The organism is Pseudomonas sp. KBS0710 (assembly GCF_005938045.2).
GTDB lineage: Bacteria > Pseudomonadota > Gammaproteobacteria > Pseudomonadales > Pseudomonadaceae > Aquipseudomonas.
This window is the reverse complement of record NZ_VCCF02000001.1, coordinates 3,765,288-3,788,583: the sequence shown is the minus strand read 5'-3', so window position 1 is coordinate 3,788,583 and position 23,296 is coordinate 3,765,288. Positions and strand designations below refer to the sequence as shown.

General features: G+C 58.3%; 20 protein-coding genes and 1 pseudogene. 17 read left to right on the top strand and 4 right to left on the bottom strand.

What is annotated here, in order from left to right:
• Positions 1 to 87 precede the first annotated feature (87 nt).
• The gene (gene gltA, locus FFI16_RS17075; protein ID WP_003210575.1) at positions 88 to 1,377 is read right to left on the bottom strand and encodes a citrate synthase; all 1,290 of its coding nucleotides are present in this window, start codon (positions 1,375 to 1,377) and stop codon (positions 88 to 90) included.
• Between the two features lie 364 nt (positions 1,378 to 1,741).
• On the opposite strand from gltA, the gene sdhC reads away from it, so the two are divergent.
• The 11 genes from sdhC to FFI16_RS17020 all read left to right on the top strand — a co-directional run bounded on the left by sdhC (position 1,742) and on the right by FFI16_RS17020 (position 15,746).
• Positions 1,742 to 2,116 carry a succinate dehydrogenase, cytochrome b556 subunit gene (sdhC, locus tag FFI16_RS17070; protein ID WP_016979564.1) on the top strand — a complete coding sequence of 125 codons (375 nt, stop codon included), beginning with the start codon at positions 1,742 to 1,744 and terminating at the stop codon, positions 2,114 to 2,116.
• Positions 2,110 to 2,478 (top strand): succinate dehydrogenase, hydrophobic membrane anchor protein, encoded by a 369-nt coding sequence (gene sdhD / locus FFI16_RS17065; protein WP_003172805.1) that lies wholly within the window; start codon positions 2,110 to 2,112, stop codon positions 2,476 to 2,478. The genes sdhC and sdhD overlap by 7 nt, the downstream gene beginning before the upstream one ends.
• Before the next feature lie 3 nt (positions 2,479 to 2,481).
• Positions 2,482 to 4,254 (top strand): succinate dehydrogenase flavoprotein subunit, encoded by a 1,773-nt coding sequence (gene sdhA / locus FFI16_RS17060; RefSeq protein ID WP_138816037.1) that lies wholly within the window; start codon positions 2,482 to 2,484, stop codon positions 4,252 to 4,254.
• 11 nt (positions 4,255 to 4,265) lie between these two features.
• Positions 4,266 to 4,970 carry a succinate dehydrogenase iron-sulfur subunit gene (locus FFI16_RS17055; RefSeq protein WP_003172807.1) on the top strand — a complete coding sequence of 235 codons (705 nt, stop codon included), beginning with the start codon at positions 4,266 to 4,268 and terminating at the stop codon, positions 4,968 to 4,970.
• A gap of 261 nt (positions 4,971 to 5,231) precedes the next feature.
• Positions 5,232 to 8,063, top strand: coding sequence for a 2-oxoglutarate dehydrogenase E1 component (locus tag FFI16_RS17050; protein ID WP_138816036.1), 2,832 nt, complete (start codon positions 5,232 to 5,234; stop codon positions 8,061 to 8,063).
• Between the two features lie 44 nt (positions 8,064 to 8,107).
• Positions 8,108 to 9,340 (top strand): 2-oxoglutarate dehydrogenase complex dihydrolipoyllysine-residue succinyltransferase, encoded by a 1,233-nt coding sequence (gene odhB / locus FFI16_RS17045; protein WP_138816035.1) that lies wholly within the window; start codon positions 8,108 to 8,110, stop codon positions 9,338 to 9,340.
• A 99-nt stretch (positions 9,341 to 9,439) separates the two neighbouring features.
• Positions 9,440 to 10,876, top strand: coding sequence for a dihydrolipoyl dehydrogenase (gene lpdA / locus FFI16_RS17040; RefSeq protein ID WP_065929497.1), 1,437 nt, complete (start codon positions 9,440 to 9,442; stop codon positions 10,874 to 10,876).
• A 204-nt stretch (positions 10,877 to 11,080) separates the two neighbouring features.
• Positions 11,081 to 12,247 carry an ADP-forming succinate--CoA ligase subunit beta gene (gene sucC / locus FFI16_RS17035; protein WP_138816034.1) on the top strand — a complete coding sequence of 389 codons (1,167 nt, stop codon included), beginning with the start codon at positions 11,081 to 11,083 and terminating at the stop codon, positions 12,245 to 12,247.
• Complete coding sequence (sucD, locus tag FFI16_RS17030) at positions 12,247 to 13,128, top strand: succinate--CoA ligase subunit alpha (protein WP_138816033.1); 882 nt, start codon at positions 12,247 to 12,249, stop codon at positions 13,126 to 13,128. The genes sucC and sucD overlap by 1 nt, the downstream gene beginning before the upstream one ends.
• A gap of 330 nt (positions 13,129 to 13,458) precedes the next feature.
• Positions 13,459 to 14,772: a branched-chain amino acid transport system II carrier protein gene (gene brnQ, locus FFI16_RS17025; protein WP_138816032.1), complete on the top strand. Its 1,314-nt coding sequence runs from the start codon at positions 13,459 to 13,461 to the stop codon at positions 14,770 to 14,772.
• Between the two features lie 233 nt (positions 14,773 to 15,005).
• Positions 15,006 to 15,746, top strand: a complete 741-nt coding sequence (locus FFI16_RS17020) for a DUF599 domain-containing protein (RefSeq protein ID WP_138816031.1) — start codon at positions 15,006 to 15,008, stop codon at positions 15,744 to 15,746.
• Between the two features lie 84 nt (positions 15,747 to 15,830).
• Here FFI16_RS17020 and FFI16_RS17015 read toward each other — a convergent pair whose 3' ends face one another.
• Positions 15,831 to 16,088 carry a hypothetical protein gene (locus FFI16_RS17015; protein ID WP_056859728.1) on the bottom strand — a complete coding sequence of 86 codons (258 nt, stop codon included), beginning with the start codon at positions 16,086 to 16,088 and terminating at the stop codon, positions 15,831 to 15,833.
• A 157-nt stretch (positions 16,089 to 16,245) separates the two neighbouring features.
• On the opposite strand from FFI16_RS17015, the gene FFI16_RS17010 reads away from it, so the two are divergent.
• The 4 genes from FFI16_RS17010 to FFI16_RS16995 all read left to right on the top strand — a co-directional run bounded on the left by FFI16_RS17010 (position 16,246) and on the right by FFI16_RS16995 (position 19,960).
• Positions 16,246 to 16,722, top strand: coding sequence for a PaaI family thioesterase (locus FFI16_RS17010; RefSeq protein ID WP_138816030.1), 477 nt, complete (start codon positions 16,246 to 16,248; stop codon positions 16,720 to 16,722).
• On the top strand, positions 16,719 to 17,171 hold the full coding sequence (locus FFI16_RS17005) for a PaaI family thioesterase (protein ID WP_017134476.1): 453 nt from the start codon (positions 16,719 to 16,721) through the stop codon (positions 17,169 to 17,171). The genes FFI16_RS17010 and FFI16_RS17005 overlap by 4 nt, the downstream gene beginning before the upstream one ends.
• 89 nt (positions 17,172 to 17,260) lie before the next feature.
• Positions 17,261 to 19,165: a molecular chaperone HtpG gene (gene htpG, locus FFI16_RS17000; protein WP_138816029.1), complete on the top strand. Its 1,905-nt coding sequence runs from the start codon at positions 17,261 to 17,263 to the stop codon at positions 19,163 to 19,165.
• 66 nt (positions 19,166 to 19,231) lie between these two features.
• Positions 19,232 to 19,960: a dienelactone hydrolase family protein gene (locus FFI16_RS16995; protein WP_138816028.1), complete on the top strand. Its 729-nt coding sequence runs from the start codon at positions 19,232 to 19,234 to the stop codon at positions 19,958 to 19,960.
• A 99-nt stretch (positions 19,961 to 20,059) separates the two neighbouring features.
• On the opposite strand, the gene FFI16_RS16990 is transcribed toward FFI16_RS16995, so the two are convergent.
• On the bottom strand, positions 20,060 to 20,926 hold the full coding sequence (locus FFI16_RS16990) for a pirin family protein (RefSeq protein WP_138816027.1): 867 nt from the start codon (positions 20,924 to 20,926) through the stop codon (positions 20,060 to 20,062).
• Positions 20,927 to 20,990: 64 nt separating this feature from the next.
• Positions 20,991 to 21,407, bottom strand: coding sequence for an OsmC family protein (locus FFI16_RS16985; protein ID WP_138816026.1), 417 nt, complete (start codon positions 21,405 to 21,407; stop codon positions 20,991 to 20,993).
• 205 nt (positions 21,408 to 21,612) lie between these two features.
• Here FFI16_RS16985 and FFI16_RS30925 point away from each other — a divergent pair.
• Together FFI16_RS30925 and FFI16_RS30920 are read left to right on the top strand one after the other, a co-directional pair.
• Positions 21,613 to 22,383, top strand: a pseudogene (locus FFI16_RS30925) (MCP four helix bundle domain-containing protein); the annotation flags it as partial.
• Positions 22,375 to 23,238 carry a methyl-accepting chemotaxis protein gene (locus tag FFI16_RS30920; RefSeq protein ID WP_371923629.1) on the top strand — a complete coding sequence of 288 codons (864 nt, stop codon included), beginning with the start codon at positions 22,375 to 22,377 and terminating at the stop codon, positions 23,236 to 23,238. The pseudogene FFI16_RS30925 and the gene FFI16_RS30920, both read left to right, overlap by 9 nt.
• Positions 23,239 to 23,296 lie beyond the last annotated feature (58 nt).

Below are 23,296 nucleotides of genomic sequence, written 5' to 3'. Positions count from 1 at the left end.
ATCACAAAACTGTTTCTCAATTCCTGCACAAATAAAAACGGCCTCCTTGTGAAAGGAGGCCGTTTTTAAGACCAAATAGTTAGATGCTTACTTGCGATCTTCCAGTTTGGTGATATCACGCGACTCGTAGCCGGTGTACAGCTGGCGTGGACGGCCAATCTTGTACGGGCTGGAGAGCATTTCTTTCCAGTGCGAGATCCAGCCGACAGTACGTGCCAGGGCGAAGATCACGGTGAACATGCTGGTTGGAATGCCGATCGCCTTGAGGATGATCCCCGAGTAGAAGTCGACGTTCGGGTACAGCGAGCGTTCGATGAAGTACGGGTCGGTCAGGGCGATCTCTTCCAGGCGCATGGCCAGTTCGAGTTGCGGATCGTTCTTGATGCCCAGTTCCTTCAACACTTCGTCGCAGGTCTTTTTCATCACGGTGGCGCGTGGGTCGCGGTTCTTGTAAACGCGGTGACCGAAGCCCATCAGCTTGAACGGATCGTTCTTGTCCTTGGCCTTGGCGATGAATTTGTCGATGTTCGAGACATCGCCGATTTCATCCAGCATGGTCAATACGGCTTCGTTCGCACCGCCGTGGGCAGGGCCCCACAGTGCGGCGATACCGGCGGCGATACAGGCGAACGGGTTGGCACCCGAAGAACCGGCCAGGCGTACGGTAGAGGTGGAGGCGTTCTGCTCGTGGTCGGCGTGAAGGATGAAGATCTTGTCCATCGCGGCGGCCAGCACCGGGCTGATCGGTTTGATCTCGCACGGGGTGTTGAACATCATGTGCAGGAAGTTTTCCGCGTACGTCAGGTCGTTGCGCGGGTACATCATGGGTTGACCCATGGAGTACTTGTAAACCATTGCGGCCAGGGTGGGCATCTTGGCAACCAGGCGGATCGCGGAAATTTCGCGATGCTGCGGGTTATTGATGTCCAGGGAGTCGTGATAGAAGGCCGACAGGGCGCCGACTACACCGCACATGACGGCCATCGGGTGGGCGTCGCGACGGAAGCCGTTGAAGAAGGTCTTCAACTGCTCGTGAACCATGGTGTGGTTCTTCACGGTGCTGACGAACTGGGCTTTCTGCTCGGCTGTTGGCAATTCGCCATTTAGCAGCAGGTAGCAGGTTTCCAGGTAGTCCGACTGTTCAGCCAGCTGTTCGATCGGGTAGCCGCGGTGCAGCAAAATACCATTGTCACCATCGATGTAGGTGATCTTCGACTCGCAAGAGGCGGTCGACATGAAGCCTGGGTCGAATGTGAAACGGCCCGTGGCCGTCAGGCCCCGTACGTCGATAACATCGGGACCAACGGTGCCGGTTAAAATGGGCAGCTCGACGGGGGCTGCGCCCTCGATGATCAACTGCGCTTTTTTGTCAGCCATGTGGCCTCCTATTTATGCTTCAAATCATCAGACAGACCCCCCACGCAGGGCCCGCACCACTATATTGATATAAATCCAGATGTCAATTTGCCTAAAGTCTTGCTCCAGAAGGCTTTAACCATACTTTTTCGTCGAAATTGACTGCCATTTACGCCTTTTATACCGCCAGCGCAATCAGCTATTAGGGTGAGGAGTGCGCGTTGTCATTAGTAACCTAACTGTCTATACTCGGCCACCGACCGCCAAGGGCTTTTGGGCTTGCTTTCATTGGGGGTCGCACTCCCTGGGTGGTGCTTACCTGACCAGTGCACTCCCCAACAACTTTGCCCTGATTGTTAGGGGCTCTTCAGTGTGAAAAAAAGCCGTGAATAGCCAACGACCTGTAAACCTAGACCTAAGGACCATCAAACTCCCCATCACCGGCGTTACGTCGTTCCTGCACCGTGTTTCCGGCATCATCCTGTTCCTGGGCTTGGGCATCATGCTTTATGCATTGAGCAAATCCCTGGGTTCCGAGGAAGGATACGCCGAGGTGAAGGCATGCTTGACCAGCCCGCTGGCCAAGTTCGTAGCATGGGGCCTCCTGTCCGCTCTGCTGTATCACCTGGTAGCCGGTGTGCGCCACTTGATCATGGATGCGGGTATCGGTGAGACGCTCGAAGGCGGCCGCCTGGGCTCGAAAATCATCATCGCCATTTCCGTGGTGCTGATCGTTCTGGCAGGAGTTTGGATATGGTAACCAGCGTTACGAACCTTTCGCGTTCGGGCCTCTATGACTGGATGGCACAGCGTGTGTCTGCGGTCGTTCTCGCGGCTTATTTCATTTTCCTGATCGGATACCTCGTCGCAAACCCGGGCATCGGCTATGAGCAATGGCACGGCCTGTTTTCCCACAATGCGATGCGAATCTTCAGTCTGCTGGCCCTTGTAGCCCTGGGCGCTCACGCCTGGGTCGGCATGTGGACCATCGCGACCGACTACCTGACGCCGATGGCGCTGGGCAAGTCCGCGACTGCAGTACGTTTTCTCTTCCAGGCAGTCTGCGGCGTCGCGATGTTCGCTTACTTCGTCTGGGGTGTGCAGATTCTTTGGGGTATCTGATTCATGGCTAACATTCCAACTATTTCCTTCGACGCCATCATTATTGGTGGCGGCGGTGCCGGCATGCGCGCAGCGCTGCAGCTGGCCCAGGGTGGTCACAAGACTGCCGTGATCACCAAGGTGTTCCCAACGCGGTCCCACACCGTATCGGCCCAGGGTGGCATCACCTGCGCCATCGCTTCCGCCGACCCGAACGATGACTGGCGCTGGCACATGTACGATACCGTCAAGGGTTCCGACTACATCGGTGACCAGGACGCTATCGAGTACATGTGTCAGGAAGGCCCGGCCGCAGTGTTCGAGCTGGACCACATGGGTCTGCCGTTCTCGCGTACCGAGCAAGGTCGTATCTACCAGCGTCCATTCGGCGGCCAGTCGAAGGATTACGGTAAAGGCGGGCAGGCTGCCCGTACGTGCGCCGCTTCCGACCGTACCGGTCACGCGCTGTTGCACACCCTTTATCAGGGCAACCTGAAAGCCGGTACCACGTTCCTGAACGAGTACTACGCGGTTGACCTGGTGAAGAACGCCGACGGCGCCTTCGTCGGTGTGATCGCCATCTGCATCGAAACCGGTGAAACCACCTACATCCGCGCCAAGGCGACTGTGCTGGCAACCGGTGGTGCAGGTCGTATCTACGCGTCGACCACCAATGCCCTGATCAACACCGGTGACGGCGTCGGCATGGCCCTGCGTGCTGGCGTGCCGGTACAAGACATCGAAATGTGGCAGTTCCACCCAACCGGCATCGCCGGCGCCGGTGTACTGGTTACAGAAGGTTGCCGTGGTGAAGGTGGTTACCTGATCAACAAGCACGGCGAGCGTTTCATGGAGCGCTATGCTCCGAACGCCAAAGACCTTGCCGGTCGTGACGTTGTGGCCCGTTCGATGGTTAAGGAAATCATCGCCGGTAACGGCTGTGGCCCGAATGGCGACCACGTACTGCTGAAACTCGATCACCTCGGTGAAGAAGTGCTGCACAGCCGCCTGCCAGGCATCTGCGAACTGTCCAAGACCTTTGCGCACGTTGACCCGGTTGTTGCTCCGGTGCCGGTTGTTCCAACTTGCCACTATATGATGGGCGGCGTGCCGACCAACATTCATGGTCAGGCGATCACCCAGAATGCCGAAGGCGTGGACGAGATCATCCACGGTCTGTTCGCCGTAGGCGAAGTGGCCTGCGTATCGGTACACGGCGCCAACCGCCTGGGCGGCAACTCGCTGCTCGACCTGGTGGTATTCGGTCGCGCTGCCGGCCTGCACCTGGAAAAAGCCCTGACCGACGGCATCGAATACGATGACGCCACCGACGCCAACATCGAGGCCGCCCTGGCGCGTCTGAACGCTCTGAACGAGCGTACCGATGGCGAAGACGTGGCAACCCTGCGTCGCGAGCTGCAAAGCTGCATGCAGAACTACTTCGGTGTATTCCGTACCGGCGAATACATGCAGAAGGGTATTGCCCAGCTGGCTGGCCTGCGCACGCGCATCGCCAACGTCAAGATCAACGATAAGAGCCAGGCGTTCAACACTGCTCGTATCGAAGCCCTTGAGTTGCAAAACCTGCTGGAAGTGGCTGAAGCGACTGCGATTGCCGCCGAGGTTCGTAAAGAATCCCGTGGTGCTCACGCTCGTGAAGACTTTGAAGATCGCGACGACGAAAACTGGTTGTGCCACACCCTGTACTTCCCGGGTGACAAGCGCGTAACCAAGCGTGCCGTGAACTTCTCGCCGAAGACGGTGCCGACGTTTGAACCGAAGATTCGGACTTACTAAGGGTGGCTGCCATGTTGAAAGTCAGTGTTTACCGCTACAACCCTGATCAGGACGCCGCGCCGTTCATGCAGGAATTCCAGGTCGATACCGGTGGTAAAGACCTGATGGTGCTGGATGTACTGGCACTGATCAAAGAGCAGGACGAAGGTTTCTCCTATCGTCGCTCTTGCCGTGAGGGTGTGTGTGGCTCCGACGGCATGAACATCAACGGCAAAAACGGCCTGGCATGCATCACGCCGCTGTCCGCCGTGGTTAAAGGTAACAAGCTGATCGTTCGTCCTCTGCCAGGTTTGCCGGTTATCCGTGACCTGGTGGTCGATATGAGCATCTTCTACAAGCAATACGAGAAAGTTAAGCCGTTCCTGCAGAACGACACGCCGGCTCCGGCCATCGAACGTCTGCAGTCCCCAGAAGAGCGTGAAAAGCTCGACGGTCTGTACGAGTGCATCCTGTGCGCTTGCTGCTCGACTTCGTGCCCGTCCTTCTGGTGGAACCCGGACAAGTTCCTGGGTCCAGCTGCCCTGCTGCAAGCGTACCGCTTCCTGGCAGACAGCCGTGACACCAAGACGTCCGAGCGTCTGGCTTCACTGGATGACCCGTTCAGCGTATTCCGCTGCCGCGGGATCATGAACTGCGTCAACGTATGTCCCAAAGGCCTGAACCCGACTAAGGCCATTGGTCACATCCGTAACATGCTGCTGCAGAGCGGCGTGTAAGCGACGTTGTAGCAAAGCAGGAACGTTGTGCCCGTAAATGCTGCGGCGCAGGCTTCAACCGGCGCCGTAGTTTTAACTTGAGCAGCGACTTACAAAGCCGCAGCTCTTATTTTGAAGAAATGAGACAAGCAGGGGCATTCGGGTTGGTACCCGAACTATCAGCGTGATCCTAAGTGGCTTGTTTTGGTCGCTGCACTTGGCCTTTTGCAAGCAAACTCGGTGTTTTCGCCGGTGGTGTCCCCAAATCGAGGGTGACCAAGCATGCAAGAAAGCGTGATGCAGCGCATGTGGAACAGCGGCTATCTTTCAGGTGGTAACGCTGCCTATGTGGAAGAGCTTTATGAGCTCTACCTGCACGACCCTAACGCTGTGCCAGAAGAATGGCGCACCAAATTTCAGACGTTGTCTTCAGACGGCAACGCTGCCACCGATGTATCGCACGCAACAATTCGCGATCAATTTGTGCTGCTGGCAAAGAACCAGCGCCGCGCCCAACCGGTTTCCGCCGGTAGCGTGAGCAGCGAGCATGAGAAGAAGCAAGTTGAAGTATTGCGACTGATCCAGGCTTACCGGATGCGTGGCCACCAGGCGGCCCAGCTTGACCCGCTGGGGCTCTGGAAGCGTCCTGCACCTGCTGACCTGTCGATCAATCATTACGGCTTGACCAATGCCGATCTTGATACGACCTTCCGTGCCGGCGACCTGTTCATCGGCAAAGAGGAAGCGAGCCTACGCGAAATTCACGAAGCGTTGCAGCAGACATATTGCCGCACCATCGGCGCTGAATTTACGCACATCACCGATTCCGAGCAGCGCCACTGGTTCCAGCATCGTCTGGAAGGTGTGCGTGGCCGTCCGGTTTTGTCCGCCGACGTGCGCAGCCACTTGCTGGAGCGCGTGACCGCGGCCGAAGGCCTCGAGAAATACCTGGGTACCAAATACCCGGGCACCAAACGTTTCGGCCTGGAAGGCGGCGAAAGCCTGATTCCAATGCTCGACGAGCTGATCCAGCGTTCCGGTTCCTACGGCACCAAGGAAATCGTGATCGGCATGGCTCACCGTGGTCGCCTGAACGTGTTGGTCAACACCTTCGGCAAGAACCCGCGTGAGCTGTTCGACGAGTTCGAAGGCAAAAAGAAGGTCGAGCTGGGTTCCGGTGACGTTAAATACCACCAGGGCTTCTCGTCCAACGTAATGACCACCGGCGGTGAAGTTCACCTGGCCATGGCCTTCAACCCGTCCCACCTGGAAATCGTTTCGCCAGTGGTCGAGGGTTCGGTGCGCGCCCGTCAGGATCGTCGTAACGATTCCACCGGTGAGAAAGTCCTGCCGATTTCCATCCACGGTGACGCGGCATTCGCCGGTCAAGGCGTGGTCCTGGAAACGTTCCAGATGTCGCAGACCCGCGGCTTCAAAACTGGTGGTACGGTTCACATCGTCATCAACAACCAGGTCGGTTTCACCATCAGCAACCCGCTGGACGCGCGCTCTACCGAGTACGCGACCGACGTTGCCAAGATGATCCAGGCGCCGATCCTCCATGTGAATGGGGATGATCCGGAAGCCGTGTTGTTCGTGACCCAGCTCGCCATCGACTATCGCATGCAGTTCAAGCGTGACGTGGTCATCGACCTGGTTTGCTACCGCCGTCGCGGTCACAACGAAGCGGATGAGCCGAGCGGCACCCAGCCGTTGATGTACCAGCAGATAACCAAGCAGCGCACCACCCGTGAACTGTACGCCGACAGCCTGATCACGGCCGGCGTGGTTGACGATGCGCGTGTTCAAGCGAAGATCGATGAATACCGCAACGCGCTGGACAACGGCCTGCATGTAGTGAAAAGCCTGGTTAAAGAGCCGAACAAAGAGCTGTTCGTGGACTGGCGCCCCTACCTGGGCCACGCCTGGACGGCGCGTCACGACACCACGTTCGACCTCAAGACCCTGCAGGAACTGTCCGCCAAGCTGCTGGAAATTCCGGATGGCTTCGTGGTACAGCGCCAGGTTGCGAAGATCTACGAAGACCGTCAGAAGATGCAAGCCGGCGGCCTGCCGATCAACTGGGGTTACGCCGAAACCATGGCGTACGCGACCCTGGCGTTCGAAGGTCATCCGATCCGCATGACCGGCCAGGACATCGGCCGTGGTACGTTCTCGCACCGTCACGCGGTACTGCACAACCAGAAAGACGCGACCACCTACGTACCGCTGCAACACCTGTACGAAGGCCAGCCACGTTTCGACCTGTACGACTCGTTCCTGTCCGAAGAAGCCGTACTGGCGTTCGAATACGGCTACTCCACCACCACGCCTAACGCGCTGGTGATCTGGGAAGCCCAGTTCGGCGACTTCGCCAACGGTGCCCAGGTGGTTATCGACCAGTTCATCACCAGCGGCGAGCACAAGTGGGGCCGTCTGTGCGGTCTGACCATGCTGCTGCCACACGGTTATGAAGGTCAGGGTCCGGAGCACTCCTCGGCCCGTCTGGAGCGTTACCTGCAGCTGTGCGCCGAGCACAACATCCAGGTGTGCGTTCCGACTACGCCGGCCCAGATCTACCACTTGCTGCGTCGCCAGGTGATCCGCCCGCTGCGCAAGCCGCTGGTAGTGCTGACCCCGAAATCGCTGTTGCGTCACAAATTGGCCATCTCGACCCTGGAAGATCTGGCCGACGGTTCGTTCCAGACCGTGATTCCAGAAATCGACACCCTGGACGCAGCCAAGGTCACTCGCCTGATCCTGTGCAGCGGCAAGGTTTACTACGACTTGCTGGAAAAACGCCGTGCCGAAGGCCGCGAAGACATCGCCATCGTGCGTATCGAGCAGCTTTACCCGTTCCCGGAAGACGACCTGATGGAGGCTATCGCGCCTTACACCAACCTCACCCATGCGGTGTGGTGCCAGGAAGAACCGATGAACCAGGGCGCGTGGTACAGCAGCCAGCATCATTTGCGTCGCAGTATCGGTAACCACAAAACAGGCCTGAGCCTGGAGTACGCCGGTCGTGATGCTTCTGCTGCACCTGCGTGTGGTTATGCGTCGATGCACGCCGAGCAGCAGGAAAAACTGCTGCAAGATGCTTTCACTGTTTAACGCCTTCGCGCTGACTGAAACCGAATTTTAAGGACCCACAGATAATGGCTATCGAAATCAAAGCCCCGTCATTCCCGGAATCGGTTGCCGATGGCACCGTTGCCACCTGGCACAAGAAACCAGGCGACGCTGTAAAGCGTGACGACCTGATCGTCGACATCGAGACCGACAAAGTCGTTCTGGAAGTGTTGGCCGAAGCTGACGGCGTGCTGGGCGCGATCGTGGCTGAAGAGGGCGCTACCGTCCTGTCGAACCAGATCCTGGGCTCGATCGAAGCGGGCGGCGCTGCTGCTCCTGCTCCGGCCGCCGCTGCTGCTGCTGCTGCTCCAGCTGCCGCACCTGCTGCTGCCGCTCCGGCTGCGGGTGGTGAAGACCCAATCGCTGCACCGGCTGCGCGTCAACTGGCTGAAGAAAACGGCATCAACCTGGCGTCCCTCAAGGGCACCGGCAAAGACGGCCGCGTAACCAAGGAAGACGTGGTTGCGGCTGTTGAAGCCAAGAAAAACGCTCCGGCTGCCGCACCGGCCAAGGCTGCAGCACCTGCTGCCGCTGCGCCTGTGTTCGCTGCTGGCGATCGCACCGAGAAGCGCGTGCCGATGACCCGCGTGCGTGCCACCGTGGCCAAGCGTCTGGTTGAAGCACAGTCGAACATGGCGATGCTGACCACTTTCAACGAAGTCGACATGACTGAAGTCATGGCCCTGCGTTCGAAGTACAAGGATCTGTTCGAGAAGTCCCATAATGGCGTGCGCCTGGGCTTCATGTCGTTCTTCGTGAAAGCGGCCACCGAAGCGCTGAAACGCTTCCCGGCAGTTAACGCTTCCATCGACGGCAGCGACATCGTTTACCACGGCTATGCAGACGTCGGCGTTGCGGTGTCCAGCGACCGTGGCCTGGTAGTACCGGTTCTGCGTAACGCCGAGCTGATGAGCCTGGCTGAAATCGAAGGCGGCATCGCCGGCTTCGGCAAGAAAGCCCGTGACGGCAAGCTGACCATCGACGAGATGACCGGCGGTACCTTCACCATCACCAACGGTGGTACCTTCGGTTCGATGATGTCGACCCCGATTGTCAACCCGCCGCAAGCTGCGATCCTGGGCATGCACAACATCATCCAGCGTCCGATGGCCATCAACGGCCAAGTCGTGATCCGCCCGATGATGTACCTGGCGCTGTCGTACGATCACCGCCTGATCGATGGTAAAGAAGCCGTGACTTTCCTGGTAACCATCAAGAACCTGCTGGAAGACCCGGCTCGTCTGCTGCTGGATATCTGATAGAAGCAGCTTCACGTTGCGAGCTACAAGCTGTAGGAACAAGCAGCTTGGCTTGCAACGTGTGGCTAGAAGCTTGTCGCAAATAGAGGATCTATTTTCATGACACAGAAATTTGACGTTGTAGTGATTGGTGCAGGTCCTGGCGGCTACGTTGCCGCGATCAAGGCCGCACAACTGGGCCTCTCGACTGCTTGCATCGAAAAATACACCGACAAGGAAGGCAAACTGGCGCTGGGCGGTACTTGCCTGAACGTCGGTTGCATTCCTTCCAAGGCGCTGCTGGACAGCTCCTGGAAATTCCACGAAGCCCAAGACGGTTTCGCGATCCACGGCATCAACCATGCTGGCGTGACCATGGACGTGCCAGCAATGGTCGGCCGTAAAGCCAACATCGTTAAAGGCCTGACTTCCGGCGTTGCCACCCTGTTCAAGGCCAACGGCGTCACTTCCCTGCAAGGCCACGGCAAACTGCTGGCCGGCAAAAAAGTTGAAATCACCAAGCCGGACGGCTCGGTTGAAGTCATCGAAGCCGAGAACGTGATCCTGGCACCAGGTTCGCGTCCAATCGACATCCCGCCTGCTCCTGTCGACCAGAACGTGATCGTTGATTCGACCGGCGCCCTGGAATTCCAATCGGTTCCCAAGCGTCTGGGCGTGATCGGCGCTGGCGTAATCGGCCTGGAACTGGGTTCGGTATGGTCGCGTCTGGGTTCTGAAGTGACTGTGCTGGAAGCCCTGGATACGTTCCTGCTGGCTGCTGACACCGCAGTGTCCAAAGAAGCGCTGAAAACCCTGACCAAACAAGGTCTGGACATCAAGCTGGGCGCCCGTGTTACCGGTTCCAAGGTCAACGGCGAAGAAGTCGTTGTGACCTACACCGATAAAGAAGGCGAGCAGACCATCACTTTCGACAAGCTGATCGTAGCTGTGGGCCGCCGTCCGGTGACTGCTGACCTGCTGGCTTCCGACAGCGGCGTGAACATCGACGAGCGTGGCTTCATTCACGTTGACGATCACTGCGCTACCACCGTGCCAGGCGTGTACGCCATTGGTGACGTGGTTCGCGGCATGATGCTGGCGCACAAGGCTTCCGAAGAAGGCATCATGGTTGTCGAGCGCATCAAGGGCCACAAAACCCAGATGAACTACGACCTGATCCCATCGGTTATCTACACCCACCCGGAAATTGCATGGGTCGGTAAAAACGAACAACAGTTGAAAGCTGAAGGCGTTGAAGTTAACGTCGGCACCTTCCCGTTTGCCGCTTCTGGCCGTGCCATGGCAGCTAACGACACCGGTGGTTTTGTCAAAGTCATCGCTGATGCCAAGACTGACCGCGTATTGGGCGTCCACGTGATTGGCCCAAGCGCTGCAGAACTGGTTCAGCAAGGCGCGATCGGTATGGAATTCGGCACCAGTGCCGAAGACCTGGGCATGATGGTCTTCTCCCATCCAACCCTGTCCGAAGCGTTGCACGAAGCAGCGTTGGCAGTGAATGGCGGCGCCATCCACATCGCCAACCGCAAGAAGCGCTAAGCGAGATAATAAGAAACCACGGCGGAGTTGCCCGTCGTGAGCCTTGCGCGCAAGACTCACCGCGGAATATCCGCTGGACGCAGCCTTGCACAGCTTTACGGGCGTTAAGCCCCGCAAGGTGTGCAAGCAGCAGTCACAGGTGGCGCGGCACTCATAATGAGCGCAGCGCCGAATGCGCAGTACCTAACGAAGACGGTAAAAAGCATGAATCTTCACGAGTATCAGGGTAAGCAGCTGTTCGCTGAATACGGCCTGCCAGTATCCAAGGGCTACGCAGTAGACACCCCGGAAGCAGCAGCAGAAGCTTGCGACAAAATCGGTGGCAGTGAGTGGGTTGTCAAAGCCCAGGTCCACGCCGGTGGTCGCGGTAAAGCGGGTGGCGTCAAGCTGGTTAAGAGCCGCGAAGAAGCCAAGGCCTTCGCAGCGAAGTGGCTGAATCAGCGTCTGGTGACTTACCAGACTGATGCCAATGGCCAACCAGTCTCCAAGATCCTGGTTGAATCGTGCACTGATATCGCTAAAGAGCTGTACCTGGGCGCTGTCGTTGACCGTTCGAGCCGTCGCATCGTGTTCATGGCTTCCACCGAAGGTGGCGTGGACATTGAGAAGATCGCCGAAGAAACCCCAGAAAAAATTCTGAAAGCCACTATCGATCCACTGGTTGGCGCTCAGCCATTCCAGGGTCGCGAGCTGGCTTTCCAGCTGGGCCTGGAAGGCAAGCAAGTTGCCCAGTTCGCCAAGATCTTCGTAGGTCTGGCCAAACTGTTCCAGGATCACGATCTGGCCCTGCTGGAAGTGAACCCGCTGGTGATCAAGGCTGACGGCGATCTGCACTGCCTCGACGCCAAGATCAACATCGACGCCAACGCCATGTACCGTCAGCCAAAGCTGAAGACTTTCCACGACCCGTCGCAAGACGATCATCAGGAAGCACGCGCTGCCCAGTGGGAACTGAACTATGTAGCGCTGGAAGGTAACATCGGCTGCATGGTCAACGGTGCTGGCCTGGCCATGGGTACCATGGACATCGTCAACCTGCATGGCGGCAAACCAGCCAACTTCCTCGATGTGGGCGGCGGTGCTACCAAAGAGCGCGTGACTGAAGCCTTCAAGATCATCCTGTCCGACTCCAACGTCGCAGCAGTATTGGTCAATATTTTCGGCGGCATCGTTCGTTGCGACATGATTGCCGAAGGCATCATCGGTGCAGTCAAAGAAGTAGGCGTTAAAGTTCCGGTGGTTGTTCGCCTTGAAGGTAACAACGCTGAACTGGGCGCTAAAGTACTGGCAGAAAGTGGTTTGAACATCATCGCGGCTACCAGCCTGACCGACGCTGCTCAACAAGTTGTCAAAGCTGCGGAGGACAAATAATGAGCGTCCTGATCAATAAAGATACCAAAGTTATCTGCCAGGGTATTACCGGTTCGCAAGGTAGTTTCCACACCCAGCAAGCCATCGAATACGGCACCAAGATGGTGGGTGGTGTTACGCCTGGTAAAGGCGGCACCGAGCACCTGGGTCTGCCAGTGTTCAACACCGTGAAAGAAGCGGTAGAAAAAACTGGCGCCACCGCCAGCGTGATCTACGTTCCAGCTCCTTTCTGCAAAGATTCCATCCTGGAAGCGGCATTCGGCGGCATCAAGCTGATCGTTTGCATCACTGAAGGCATTCCTACCCTGGACATGCTGGACGCTAAAGTTAAGTGCGACGAACTGGGCGTAGTCCTGATCGGCCCTAACTGCCCAGGTGTGATCACCCCAGGCGAATGCAAGATCGGCATCATGCCGGGTGACATTCACTTGCCAGGTAAAGTCGGTATCGTTTCGCGTTCCGGCACCCTGACGTACGAAGCTGTGAAGCAGACTACTGACGCCGGTTTCGGTCAGTCGACTTGCGTTGGCATCGGCGGTGACCCGATCCCGGGTTCGAACTTCATCGATATCCTGAAGCTGTTCCAGGAAGACCCGAAGACCGAAGCGATCGTGATGATCGGTGAGATCGGCGGTTCGGCTGAAGAAGAAGCGGCTGCCTACATCAAGGCCCACGTGACCAAGCCGGTTGTTTCCTACATCGCTGGTGTGACTGCTCCTGCGGGCAAGCGCATGGGCCATGCTGGCGCAATCATCTCTGGCGGCAAGGGTACTGCAGACGAAAAGTTTGCTGCCCTTGAAGCTGCAGGTGTTAAAACCGTACGTTCGCTGGCAGACATCGGCAAAGCCCTGGCTGAGCTGACGGGTTGGGCTGTCAAGTAAGCCTCGCGCTTAGCTGACGCTTCACCACACAAAGGCCACCTTCGGGTGGCCTTTGTGCATTCTGGAGGTTGGTGAAGATCAAAATGTGGGAGAGGGCTTGCCAAATTAAGTACGAAAACGCGACATTTGAATGTCGCTTATCGGACAGTCCGCCCCGCAACAGTGCGTTTGTCGGCTTAATTCTGTACTCTAGCCGCCTCTTTATGCGTCCGCCTCCCAAAAGGAAGCTGCGCGCTAGACCGGTCGGTCCCCATCAGGGCCGGCAGCAGTTCCCTCATCCACAGGGAATCCCTCTCTAAATTCCGATTCAGTAGTGTGGTATTTCCTGAAATGAAAGTGTTGAAAAGCCAGGACATCCTGGCGTTAGGCTTTATGACTTTTGCCCTGTTCGTGGGCGCCGGCAACATCATCTTCCCGCCTATCGTTGGTTTGCAGTCCGGGCCTCACGTCTGGATGGCAGCGCTGGGCTTCCTGATCACCGCAGTCGGCTTGCCGGTGGTCACCGTGATCGCGCTGGCCAAAGTCGGCGGCGGCATGGACGCATTGAGCAGCCCGATCGGCAAGATTGCCGGTGGCTTGCTGGCGGCGGCGGCGTACCTGGCGGTAGGCCCACTGTTCGCCACCCCGCGCACCGCGACCGTTTCGTTTGAAGTCGGCCTGGCGCCGCTGACCGGCGAGAGCCCGCTGGCGTTGTTCCTCTACAGCTCTGTGTACTTCCTGCTGGTGTTCTTCATTTCCTTGTACCCAGGCCGTCTGTTGGACACCGTGGGTCGATTCCTGGCACCGTTGAAGATCATCGCCCTGGCCGTGCTTGGCATCGCTGCGTTTGCCTTGCCGGCCGGTGATGTCGGTGTTGCTACCCCGGAATACGTGGCTGCACCGTTCTCCCAAGGCTTTATCAATGGTTACCTGACCATGGATACCCTCGGCGCGCTGGTATTCGGCATCGTCATCGTCAACGCGATTCGCTCCCGTGGTGTTGAGTCGCCAACGCTGATCACTCGCTATGCGATCATTGCCGGCCTGATTGCCGGCGTGGGCCTGGCGCTGGTGTACATCAGCCTGTTCCGCCTGGGTTCGGGCAGCCACGCAGTGGCGGCCGGTGCCAGCAATGGCGCAGCAGTGCTGCACGCTTACGTGCAACACACCTTCGGCTCCCTGGGCAGCGGCTTCCTTGCCGTGCTGATCTCCCTGGCGTGCCTGGTCACCGCCGTGGGCCTGACCTGCGCTTGCGCCGAGTACTTCAGCAAAGTGCTGCCACTGTCTTACAAGACGCTGGTGGTGATCCTGGCGCTGTTCTCGCTGTTCGTGTCCAACCTGGGCCTGACCAAGCTGATTGCCTTCTCGATCCCGGTACTCACCGCGATCTACCCGCCGTGCATCGTGCTGGTGGCCCTGAGCTTCTGCAAAGACTTCTGGCAGGAACAGGGCCGCATTGTTGGCCCGGTGATGCTGGTGTCGTTCATCTTTGGTTGCATCGACGCGCTCAAGGGCGCTGGCCTTGCCGATTGGATGCCTGCGCAGTTGGCGCACCTGCCGCTGAGCGAGCAAGGTTTGGCCTGGCTGGTGCCGTCGGTGATGACGCTGGGCGTGGCGGTAGTGGTTGACCGTATGCTCGGCAAGCGTAGCGAAGCCATCGCCTGACACGCGGTTTCACGCTGTACTGAAATGCCCCGTATCAATCGATACGGGGCATTTTTTATGCCTGCAAGACCACAACGCTCTAAAGTTGGAGTTCGGTCAATGTGGGAGCTGGCTTGCCTGCGATGGCGTCGGTTCAGTCACTGCTGTGTCGCCTGATCCACCGCCATCGCAGGCAAGCCAGCTCCCACATTTTTAACCGTGTTTGTCTTTAATCATCGTATACAAGGCCCTGCATGTCGTTCATCGAAACCAATCAAATCCACCTGCTGGCCGCCTTCTGGTTCGCCCTGTGCTGGGGTGGCTACACCCGCTATGCCAGCTGGAAAGCCCGTGACACCGCCTGCCTGGCCAGCGTGCTGCACCTGTATCGCGAAGACTGGATGCGCCGCATGCTGCTGCGCGACAACCGAATTGCCGACGCCAGTGTGATCGGCAACCTGGAGCGCAACGCCTCGTTCTTCGCTTCCAGTACGTTGATTATTCTCGCCGGTATTCTCACTGTGTTGGGCGCGTCCGAGCGGGCGGTATCCTTGCTGGCAGACATTCCCATGGTGCAGCAGGTTTCCCAGGGCATGTCGGAAATCAAGCTGCTGTGCCTGGCGCTGGTATTCGTCTACGCGTTCTTCACCTTCAGCTGGTGCATGCGCCAATACAACTTTGCCGCTGTGCTGGTGGGCTCGGCGCCGATGATCGGTGAACGGCATGTGTCGGAACAGGAGCGCAAGGCGTTTGCCCTGCGGGCGGCGCGGGTGATATCGATGGCGGCCAACCAGTTCAATTTTGGCCTGCGTGCGTATTACTTCGGCATGACCATGCTGGCCTGGTTTGTCAGCCCTTGGTTGTTCATGTTGATGAGCACTGGGGTGGTGCTGGTGCTGTATCGCCGCGAGTTTCATTCCGACGTACTGCAGGTGATGGTTTATACGCCGACCGATATGCCGGTGGCGGAGCTGGCTAAAGACGCCGTGTCTTAAGGTGTTAGTCCGGCTTTATTAAATTGTAGACAAAGAAAAGCCCGCTTTATAAGCGGGCTTTCTTTTTGCAGCAATGGCCAGCTATTAAGGCTTGGCAGGTGCTGTTGGAGTAGCGGTGCCGTCTTCTTTGGCTTTTTCAGCGTTCGCATCAGCCTGAGCTTTGGCAGCATCGGCGTTTTCTTTTGCCGCGTCGTTCACTTTATCCTGTGCCTTGGCCATGTCTTTCTGAGCTTGCTCAGCATGCGATTGAGCATCTTGGGCTTTGTCTTCGGATTTCTTATCGCAGGCAGCGAGACCGAGGGCAGCGGCCAACATCATGGAAATAGCTAAAGTCTTGCGCATGGGGTGTTTCTCCTTATGGATATATCTACTGGCCTTTCGAGCTTAGACGGCCAGCATTAGTTCCTTTTGTTTCAAAGATATATAAAACGCCGTCACCCAGGAACTTTTGCGCACACACCCGCACCGTAAAAAACCACACTAATAAGAGTCTGCACACATGACCGAAAATCCCCTGTTAGAGCGTGCCACGCGCTTTGTGTCGGCCCTGCGCCATTGCCAGGTGCTGGGCATTATCGTGCATGCCGCCAGCAAGGAGGGCATGACGCTGGCCCTGCCTTACGGCCCGCATATCGTCGGCGACCCCCAGACCGGCGTGATTCACGGCGGTGCACTCACCTCATTGATGGACACCGCCTGCGGCATTGCCACGCTGTGCGTGCTGCCGGAGTTCGAGGTGTGCCCGACCCTGGATTTGCGCGTCGACTACATGCATCCCGCCGAGCCGCATAAGGCGGTGTATGGCTTTGCACAATGCTACCGGGTGACCACCGACGTGATCTTCACCCGCGGCTTTGCCTACCAGGATGATCCCCAACAGCCCATCGCCCATGTGGTGGGCACCTTCATGCGCATGGGCAAGCGCCTCAAAGGCACGCAGGGACTGGGTAGCACCATCAAGGGAGACCAGGCATGACGCACCGATTCAAGACCCGTCTCGAACAGGCCCATGAGCGCGGTGACTATGAGGCGCTGCTCAACCTGGTGCCCTACGCCAAGCTGATTGGCATTGAATGCTCAAGGCTGGGGGATGAACTGCTGTTTCGCCTGCCGGCCAACAAGGACAATATTGGTAACCCGATATTGCCGGCGCTGCACGGTGGCGTGATCGCAGGGTTTATGGAACTGTCGGCGGCGTTACATTTGCTGGTATTTACTGGCGCACCGGGCTTGCCGAAAATCATCGATTTTTCCCTGGATTACCTGCGCGCCGGGCAATTTCGCGACACCTACGCCAAATGCCAGGTGTGGCGCCAAGGCCGACGGGTGGCGAATGTGGCGATCACCGCCTGGCAAAGCACTGCGGCTGAGCCGATTGCCACCGCCCGGGCACATTTCAAAATTGAGGAATTGGTGCGCCCTTGAAATCCTGGTCTTAGCCCCCAACTTTGATGACAACCCGCCGCCAACCCTTTCGGGCGCGGCCACTGCCATCCAATTGGAGTTTGATGACCATGAGTGTGGAAACTCAAAAGGAAACCCTGGGCTTCCAGACCGAGGTGAAGCAACTGCTGCACCTCATGATCCATTCGCTGTATTCCAACAAGGAAATCTTCCTTCGCGAATTGATCTCGAACGCCTCTGACGCTGTCGACAAATTACGTTTCGAAGCCCTCTCCAAGCCTGAGTTGCTGGAAGGTGGCGCCGAACTGAAAATCCGTGTGAGCTTCGACAAGGACGCCAAGACCGTCACCCTCGAAGACAACGGCATCGGCATGAGCCGTGAAGACGCGATTACCCATCTGGGTACCATCGCCAAATCCGGCACCGCAGACTTCATGAAGAACCTGTCGGGCGACCAGAAGAAAGATTCGCACCTGATCGGCCAGTTCGGCGTGGGCTTCTACTCGGCCTTCATCGTTGCCGACAAGGTTGAAGTATTCAGCCGCCGTGCCGGCCTTGACGCCAGCGAAGGCGTGCACTGGGCCTCCAAAGGTGAGGGCGAGTTCGAAATCGCCACTATCGACAAGGCTGACCGTGGCACGCGTATCGTGCTGCACCTCAAAGCCGCTGAAGATGAATTCGCCGACGGCTACCGCCTGCGCAATATCATCAAGAAATATTCCGACCACATCGCTTTGCCGATCGAACTGCCGAAAGAACAAGCGGCTGTCGAGGGTGAAGAAAAACCTGCCCAGGAATGGGAAGTGGTCAACCGTGCCAGCGCCCTGTGGACCCGCCCTCGTACCGAAGTCAAAGACGAGGAATACCAGGAGTTCTACAAGCACATCGCTCACGACTACGAGAACCCGCTGAGCTGGAGCCATAACAAGGTCGAAGGCAAGCTGGAATACAGCTCGCTGCTCTACGTCCCGGCCCGTGCTCCGTTCGACCTGTACCAGCGTGAGGCGCCAAAAGGCCTGAAGCTGTACGTGCAGCGCGTGTTCGTAATGGACCAGGCGGAATCGTTCCTGCCGCTGTACCTGCGTTTCATCAAAGGTGTGGTCGACTCCAACGACCTGTCGCTGAACGTGTCGCGGGAAATCCTGCAGAAAGACCCGATCATCGACTCGATGAAGTCGGCGCTGACCAAGCGCGTGCTCGACATGCTGGAAAAACTGGCGAAGAACGAGCCTGAGCAATACAAGGGCTTTTGGAAAAACTTCGGCCAGGTCATGAAAGAAGGCCCGGCAGAAGATTTCGCCAACAAGGAAAAAATCGCCGGCCTGCTGCGTTTTGCCTCGACTCAGGGTGATGACGGCGAGCAGGTTGTGTCGCTGGCCGAGTACCTGGCACGTGCCAAGGAAGGTCAGGACAAGATCTACTACCTGACCGGCGAAACCTACGCCCAGGTCAAGAACAGCCCGCACCTGGAAGTCTTCCGCAAGAAAGGCATCGAAGTACTGCTGTTGACCGACCGTATCGATGAGTGGCTGATGAGCTACCTCAGCGAGTTCGACGGCAAGACCTTCGTCGACGTGGCCCGTGGTGACCTGGACCTGGGTAACCTGGACTCCGAAGAAGAGAAGAAAGAAGCCGAAGAAGTCGCCAAGGCCAAAGAAGGCCTGGTTGAGCGGATCAAGACTGCTTTGGGCGATGCCGTCAGCGAAGTGCGGGTTTCCCACCGCCTGACCGATTCCCCGGCGATTCTGGCCATCGGCGAGCAGGACCTGGGCATGCAGATGCGTCAGATCCTCGAAGCCAGCGGTCAGAAGGTGCCGGATTCCAAGCCGATCTTCGAATTCAACCCGGCTCACCCGCTGATCGAGAAGCTCGATGGCGAGCAGAGCGAAGAGCGTTTTGGCGACCTGTCGCACATCCTCTTCGACCAGGCAGCCCTGGCTGCCGGTGACAGCCTGAAAGACCCGGCCGCGTATGTGCGCCGCCTGAACAAGCTGTTGGTTGAACTGTCGGTTTAACACCGTTGTAGAAAAACCCGCTTCGGCGGGTTTTTTCGTTCTAACGCACCTCAACTGGAGTAAATGATGAGCCAAGTCACTGTACGTTCCGTGGTCTATCAGATTGATGGCCAGTCTTATGAGGGCCGCCTGGCGTTCGACGCCAGCCACAAAGGCCCGCTGCCAGGCCTGCTGATGGCGCCGAACTGGATGGGTGTGAGTGCGGGTGCCGAGGAAATCGCCAAGAGCGTGGCCAGCCAAGGTTACGTGGTGCTGATTGCCGACCTGTACGGGCAAACCGTACGCCCGTCGAATGGCGATGAAGCAGGCGCTGCGATGATGCCGTTGAAGAATGACAACCCTGTACTGCTCAAGCGTATGCAGGCGGCCTTTGAGCAATTGCAGAGCCAGACCGAAGCGGCGGTTGATACCTCGAAGCTGGCGACCTTCGGTTTCTGCTTTGGCGGTTTCTGCTCGCTGGAACTGGCACGTACCGGTGCGCCGTTGAAGGCTGCCGTGTCGTTCCACGGCACCATCGACACGCAAAACCCGGACGGTGCCAAGCACGTCAAGGGTTCGGTGCTGGTGCTGCACGGCGCGTCCGATCCATTGGTCCCGAAAGAGCAACTGCCGGCGTTTGAACAGGAAATGGACGCCGCCGGTGTGGATTGGCAGCTGCTGAGCTACGGCGGCGCGGTGCATTCCTTCACCGACCCGCATGCCAATGTACCGGGCAAGATGATGTACGACGCGAAAACGGCCAAGCGTGCGTTCCAGTCGATGCATAACTTGCTGGATGAAGTGTTCAAGGGCTAAAGCTTTAACGCCTGTTCCGGCCTCATCGCAGGCAAGCCAGCTCCCACACGTTGAACTGTAAATACATTTAACATGTGGGAGCTGGCTTGCCTGCGATAGCTATTTGACAGGCAACTCGATTCTTTCCGACTCCCCCGGCACCGTCGGCCAATCCCCGGCCGCCCAGCGCTGCCTGGCCTGTTCAATCACTGCCGAGTCGCTGGCGACAAAGTTCCAATTGATCCGCCGTGGCCCATCCAGCGGCGCGCCGCCGAACACCACCATGTGGCAATCGCTTTCGGCAAACAAGGTCATTTCCAGCCCGCGTGGCAACACCACCAGGCTATGCGCCTCCACTGTCTCACCGTCCAACTGCGCCTCGCCGTCCAGCACATACACCGCGCGTTCATCATGCTCATCCGGGATCAGCAAGGTGGTGGCCGTTTGCATCTGCACCTCGGCATACAACGTAGGCGACAGCACCGGCACCGGCGATTTAAGGCAGAAGCCTGAGCCTGCAATCAGGCGAATCTGCACGCCAAGGTTATTGCTCACCGGCAGGCTTGCCGCCGGGTGATGGCTGTAGTGGCCCGGCCCGGTCTCGTGGTCCTTGGGCGAGGCCAGCCACACTTGCAGGCCGTGCAGGCTGAAACCACTGGCCTTGAGGGCTTCGGGCGTGCGCTCGACGTGGGCAATTGCGCTGCCGGCGGTCATCCAGCTGACGTCGCCGGCTTGCACCACCTGGTCCGAGCCCAGGCTGTCCTTGTGTTGCAGGGCGCCTTCAAACAGATAGGTGAGGGTGGATAGCCCGATATGCGGGTGTTGGCGGATATTCATGCCAGTGCCGGGCGCATAGCGGGTCGACAACATATGGTCGAAAAACACAAAAGGCCCGACGCTGCGGCATTCGCGTGACGGCAGTGGTCGCAGGATCGGCTGGCCTTCGACGTCTTCGGCGCGCGGACGGATCACGGTAAGGGTAGTCATGGGGCGTCCCTGTCTGAGCGGGTTAAGTACTACTGAGCATAACCCGCTCGATGGGCGCTTGGCGCTATTGGCTGAAAGCGCCTTCGGCCAGTTTTGTCTCTATGGTGACTTCAGCAGTGGTCATCAGCTTGTGTACCGGGCACTTATCGGCGACGCGATGCAGCTCATCGCGCTGTGCGTCGGTGAGTACGCCCTTGAGCGTCAGCTTGACGTTGAGCTTGTATTTGCCTTTTTGCTCTTCGGCGCTGTCGTGGGTGACTTCCACGGTGACGCCGGTGAGCGGAATGTCTTTTTTCTGCGCGTAGAGCTTGACGGTCAGCGCCTTGCACGAGGCCAGGGCGGCGTCGAAATAGTCGTGGGGCGAGGGCGCCGAGTCGTCACCGCCCAGGCTCTTGGGCAGGTCGGTGAACAGTTCGTGATTGTTGATGTTCACGCTATGGCGGAAGTTATCGTGGTTCAGGGTATTGACGGTAACAGGCATGGCAAACCTCACAAGGGCAGGAAAAGGTCATGCAGTTATAGAGCATGCTGGCACTTCAGTGTTCCGCGTTTTTTCCAATGGCTGCTCGCGCGATTGCAATGCGCCTTGATATCGCGTTTTCGTCTTACGCAAACTGAGCAAAGGGCCGATACCTTTGAGGAGACCTGCTGCAGGTGGATGCAGCGCATTAGGAAGGAATCCTGGCATGAGTATCCGTAGTTTGAATATCGCCCCGCGCGCGGGCTTAGGCTTTGGCGTGTTGGCGTTGATGGTGTTTGCCCTGGGCGGCTTCGCGCTGTTGCAGATGGCCAATATGCGTCAGCAGTCCGATCAGGTGGAGAACAACTGGCTGCCCAGCGTGATGGCGGTGGGGGAGATGAGCCAGGACCTGCTGCGGGTGCGCGCCCTCACTTTGCGCCTGCTGGTCAATCGCGACCCGCAGGCGCTGACGCAAAACGAACAGAAGCTCACCGACCTGAAAAATGGCCTGCACCGGGCGCAGACGCTCTACGAAGGGCTGATCGTGCTGCCCGAAGAGCGTGCACTGTTTGATCGCTTCAAGAACCAGGAACAGCAATACCTGCAACGCCAGGAGCAGGTGATGGGGTTTTCCAGGGCCAACCAGTTGGAGGACGCGATCAGGATCGTCAACGGTGAGATGAATCAACTGGCCGATGAGATGGCCGCGACCTTGCACGACCTGGTGGCTTTGAACAAGGCCAGTGCCAACCAGGCCGCGAACCTGGCGCAGAGCGTGTTCACGCAATCGCGCACGTGGGTGGTCGGCATGATCGTGCTCACGGCATTGATCACCATTGGCCTGGCGGTCTGGCTGACCCGCAGCATCGTGCTGCCGCTGGCGCAGTCGCTGAAAGTCGCCCAGGGTGTGGCGGGCGGCGACCTCACCGGTGAGATCAACGTCACCGGCAACGATGAGCCCGCGCGCTTGCAGCAGGCGCTCAAGGGCATGCAGGAGAACCTGCGCGACACCATCCGACGGATTGCCGAGTCTTCGAACCAATTAGCCTCGGCTTCTGAAGAACTCAGTTGTGTGACTGAAGACGCGACCCGTGGCTTGCACCAGCAGAACCAGGAAATCGAACAGGCCGCCACGGCGGTCAACCAGATGACCGCAGCGGTGGAGGAGGTGGCGAGCAATGCGGTGGCCACATCCCAGGCGTCCCGCGAGTCTGACCGCATTGCCCAGCATGGGCGCGAGCAGGTGCATCAAACCGTGGTGTCGATTGAAGCGCTGGCCGATGACGTCACCTCCAACGCGACCCAGGTGGAGGACTTGGCGCAGAAGGTTTATGGCATCAGCAAGGTGTTGGATGTGATTCGCTCGATTGCCGAGCAGACTAACTTGCTGGCGCTGAATGCCGCGATTGAGGCGGCGCGGGCTGGGGATGCGGGGCGTGGCTTTGCGGTGGTGGCCGATGAGGTGCGGGCCTTGGCCCATCGCACACAGCAGTCGACCCAGGAAATCGAGACGATGATCAGCGGGATTCAGCAGGGCACGGATCAGGCCGTCAGTTCAATGCAGCAGAGCAATACGCGCGCGCGCTCTACGCTGGAGATTGCCAAGTCGGCGGGCACGGCGTTGGAGGAGATTGCGTCGGCCTTTACCTTGATCAACGAGCGCAACCTGGTGATCGCCAGTGCCTCGGAGCAGCAGGCGGCGGTGGCGCGGGAGGTGGATCGCAACTTGATGAATATTCGCGACCTGGCGCATCAGACGTCGACGGGCGCTAACCAGACCAGTGCGGCGAGCCAGGAGTTGTCGCGGTTGGCGGTGGACCTGAATACCATGGTGGCGCGGTTTTCGGTGTAGGGCGTGAGACCGACTTGCTCGCGAAGCAGGCGACTCGGTCTCATTCCATTGCCCACAA

Coding starts and splice junctions, on each gene's coding strand:
- htpG (WP_138816029.1), top strand. CDS start 17,261: ATGAGTGTGGAAACTCAAAAGGAAACCCTGGGCTTCCAGACCGAGGTG.
- FFI16_RS16985 (WP_138816026.1), bottom strand. CDS start 21,407: ATGCCTGTTACCGTCAATACCCTGAACCACGATAACTTCCGCCATAGC.
- FFI16_RS16995 (WP_138816028.1), top strand. CDS start 19,232: ATGAGCCAAGTCACTGTACGTTCCGTGGTCTATCAGATTGATGGCCAG.
- FFI16_RS30920 (WP_371923629.1), top strand. CDS start 22,375: ATGCAGGAGAACCTGCGCGACACCATCCGACGGATTGCCGAGTCTTCG.
- FFI16_RS17055 (WP_003172807.1), top strand. CDS start 4,266: ATGTTGAAAGTCAGTGTTTACCGCTACAACCCTGATCAGGACGCCGCG.
- odhB (WP_138816035.1), top strand. CDS start 8,108: ATGGCTATCGAAATCAAAGCCCCGTCATTCCCGGAATCGGTTGCCGAT.
- FFI16_RS17020 (WP_138816031.1), top strand. CDS start 15,006: ATGTCGTTCATCGAAACCAATCAAATCCACCTGCTGGCCGCCTTCTGG.
- FFI16_RS17005 (WP_017134476.1), top strand. CDS start 16,719: ATGACGCACCGATTCAAGACCCGTCTCGAACAGGCCCATGAGCGCGGT.
- sdhD (WP_003172805.1), top strand. CDS start 2,110: ATGGTAACCAGCGTTACGAACCTTTCGCGTTCGGGCCTCTATGACTGG.
- lpdA (WP_065929497.1), top strand. CDS start 9,440: ATGACACAGAAATTTGACGTTGTAGTGATTGGTGCAGGTCCTGGCGGC.
- FFI16_RS16990 (WP_138816027.1), bottom strand. CDS start 20,926: ATGACTACCCTTACCGTGATCCGTCCGCGCGCCGAAGACGTCGAAGGC.
- sucD (WP_138816033.1), top strand. CDS start 12,247: ATGAGCGTCCTGATCAATAAAGATACCAAAGTTATCTGCCAGGGTATT.
- FFI16_RS17050 (WP_138816036.1), top strand. CDS start 5,232: ATGCAAGAAAGCGTGATGCAGCGCATGTGGAACAGCGGCTATCTTTCA.
- gltA (WP_003210575.1), bottom strand. CDS start 1,377: ATGGCTGACAAAAAAGCGCAGTTGATCATCGAGGGCGCAGCCCCCGTC.
- FFI16_RS17015 (WP_056859728.1), bottom strand. CDS start 16,088: ATGCGCAAGACTTTAGCTATTTCCATGATGTTGGCCGCTGCCCTCGGT.
- FFI16_RS17010 (WP_138816030.1), top strand. CDS start 16,246: ATGACCGAAAATCCCCTGTTAGAGCGTGCCACGCGCTTTGTGTCGGCC.
- sucC (WP_138816034.1), top strand. CDS start 11,081: ATGAATCTTCACGAGTATCAGGGTAAGCAGCTGTTCGCTGAATACGGC.
- brnQ (WP_138816032.1), top strand. CDS start 13,459: ATGAAAGTGTTGAAAAGCCAGGACATCCTGGCGTTAGGCTTTATGACT.
- sdhA (WP_138816037.1), top strand. CDS start 2,482: ATGGCTAACATTCCAACTATTTCCTTCGACGCCATCATTATTGGTGGC.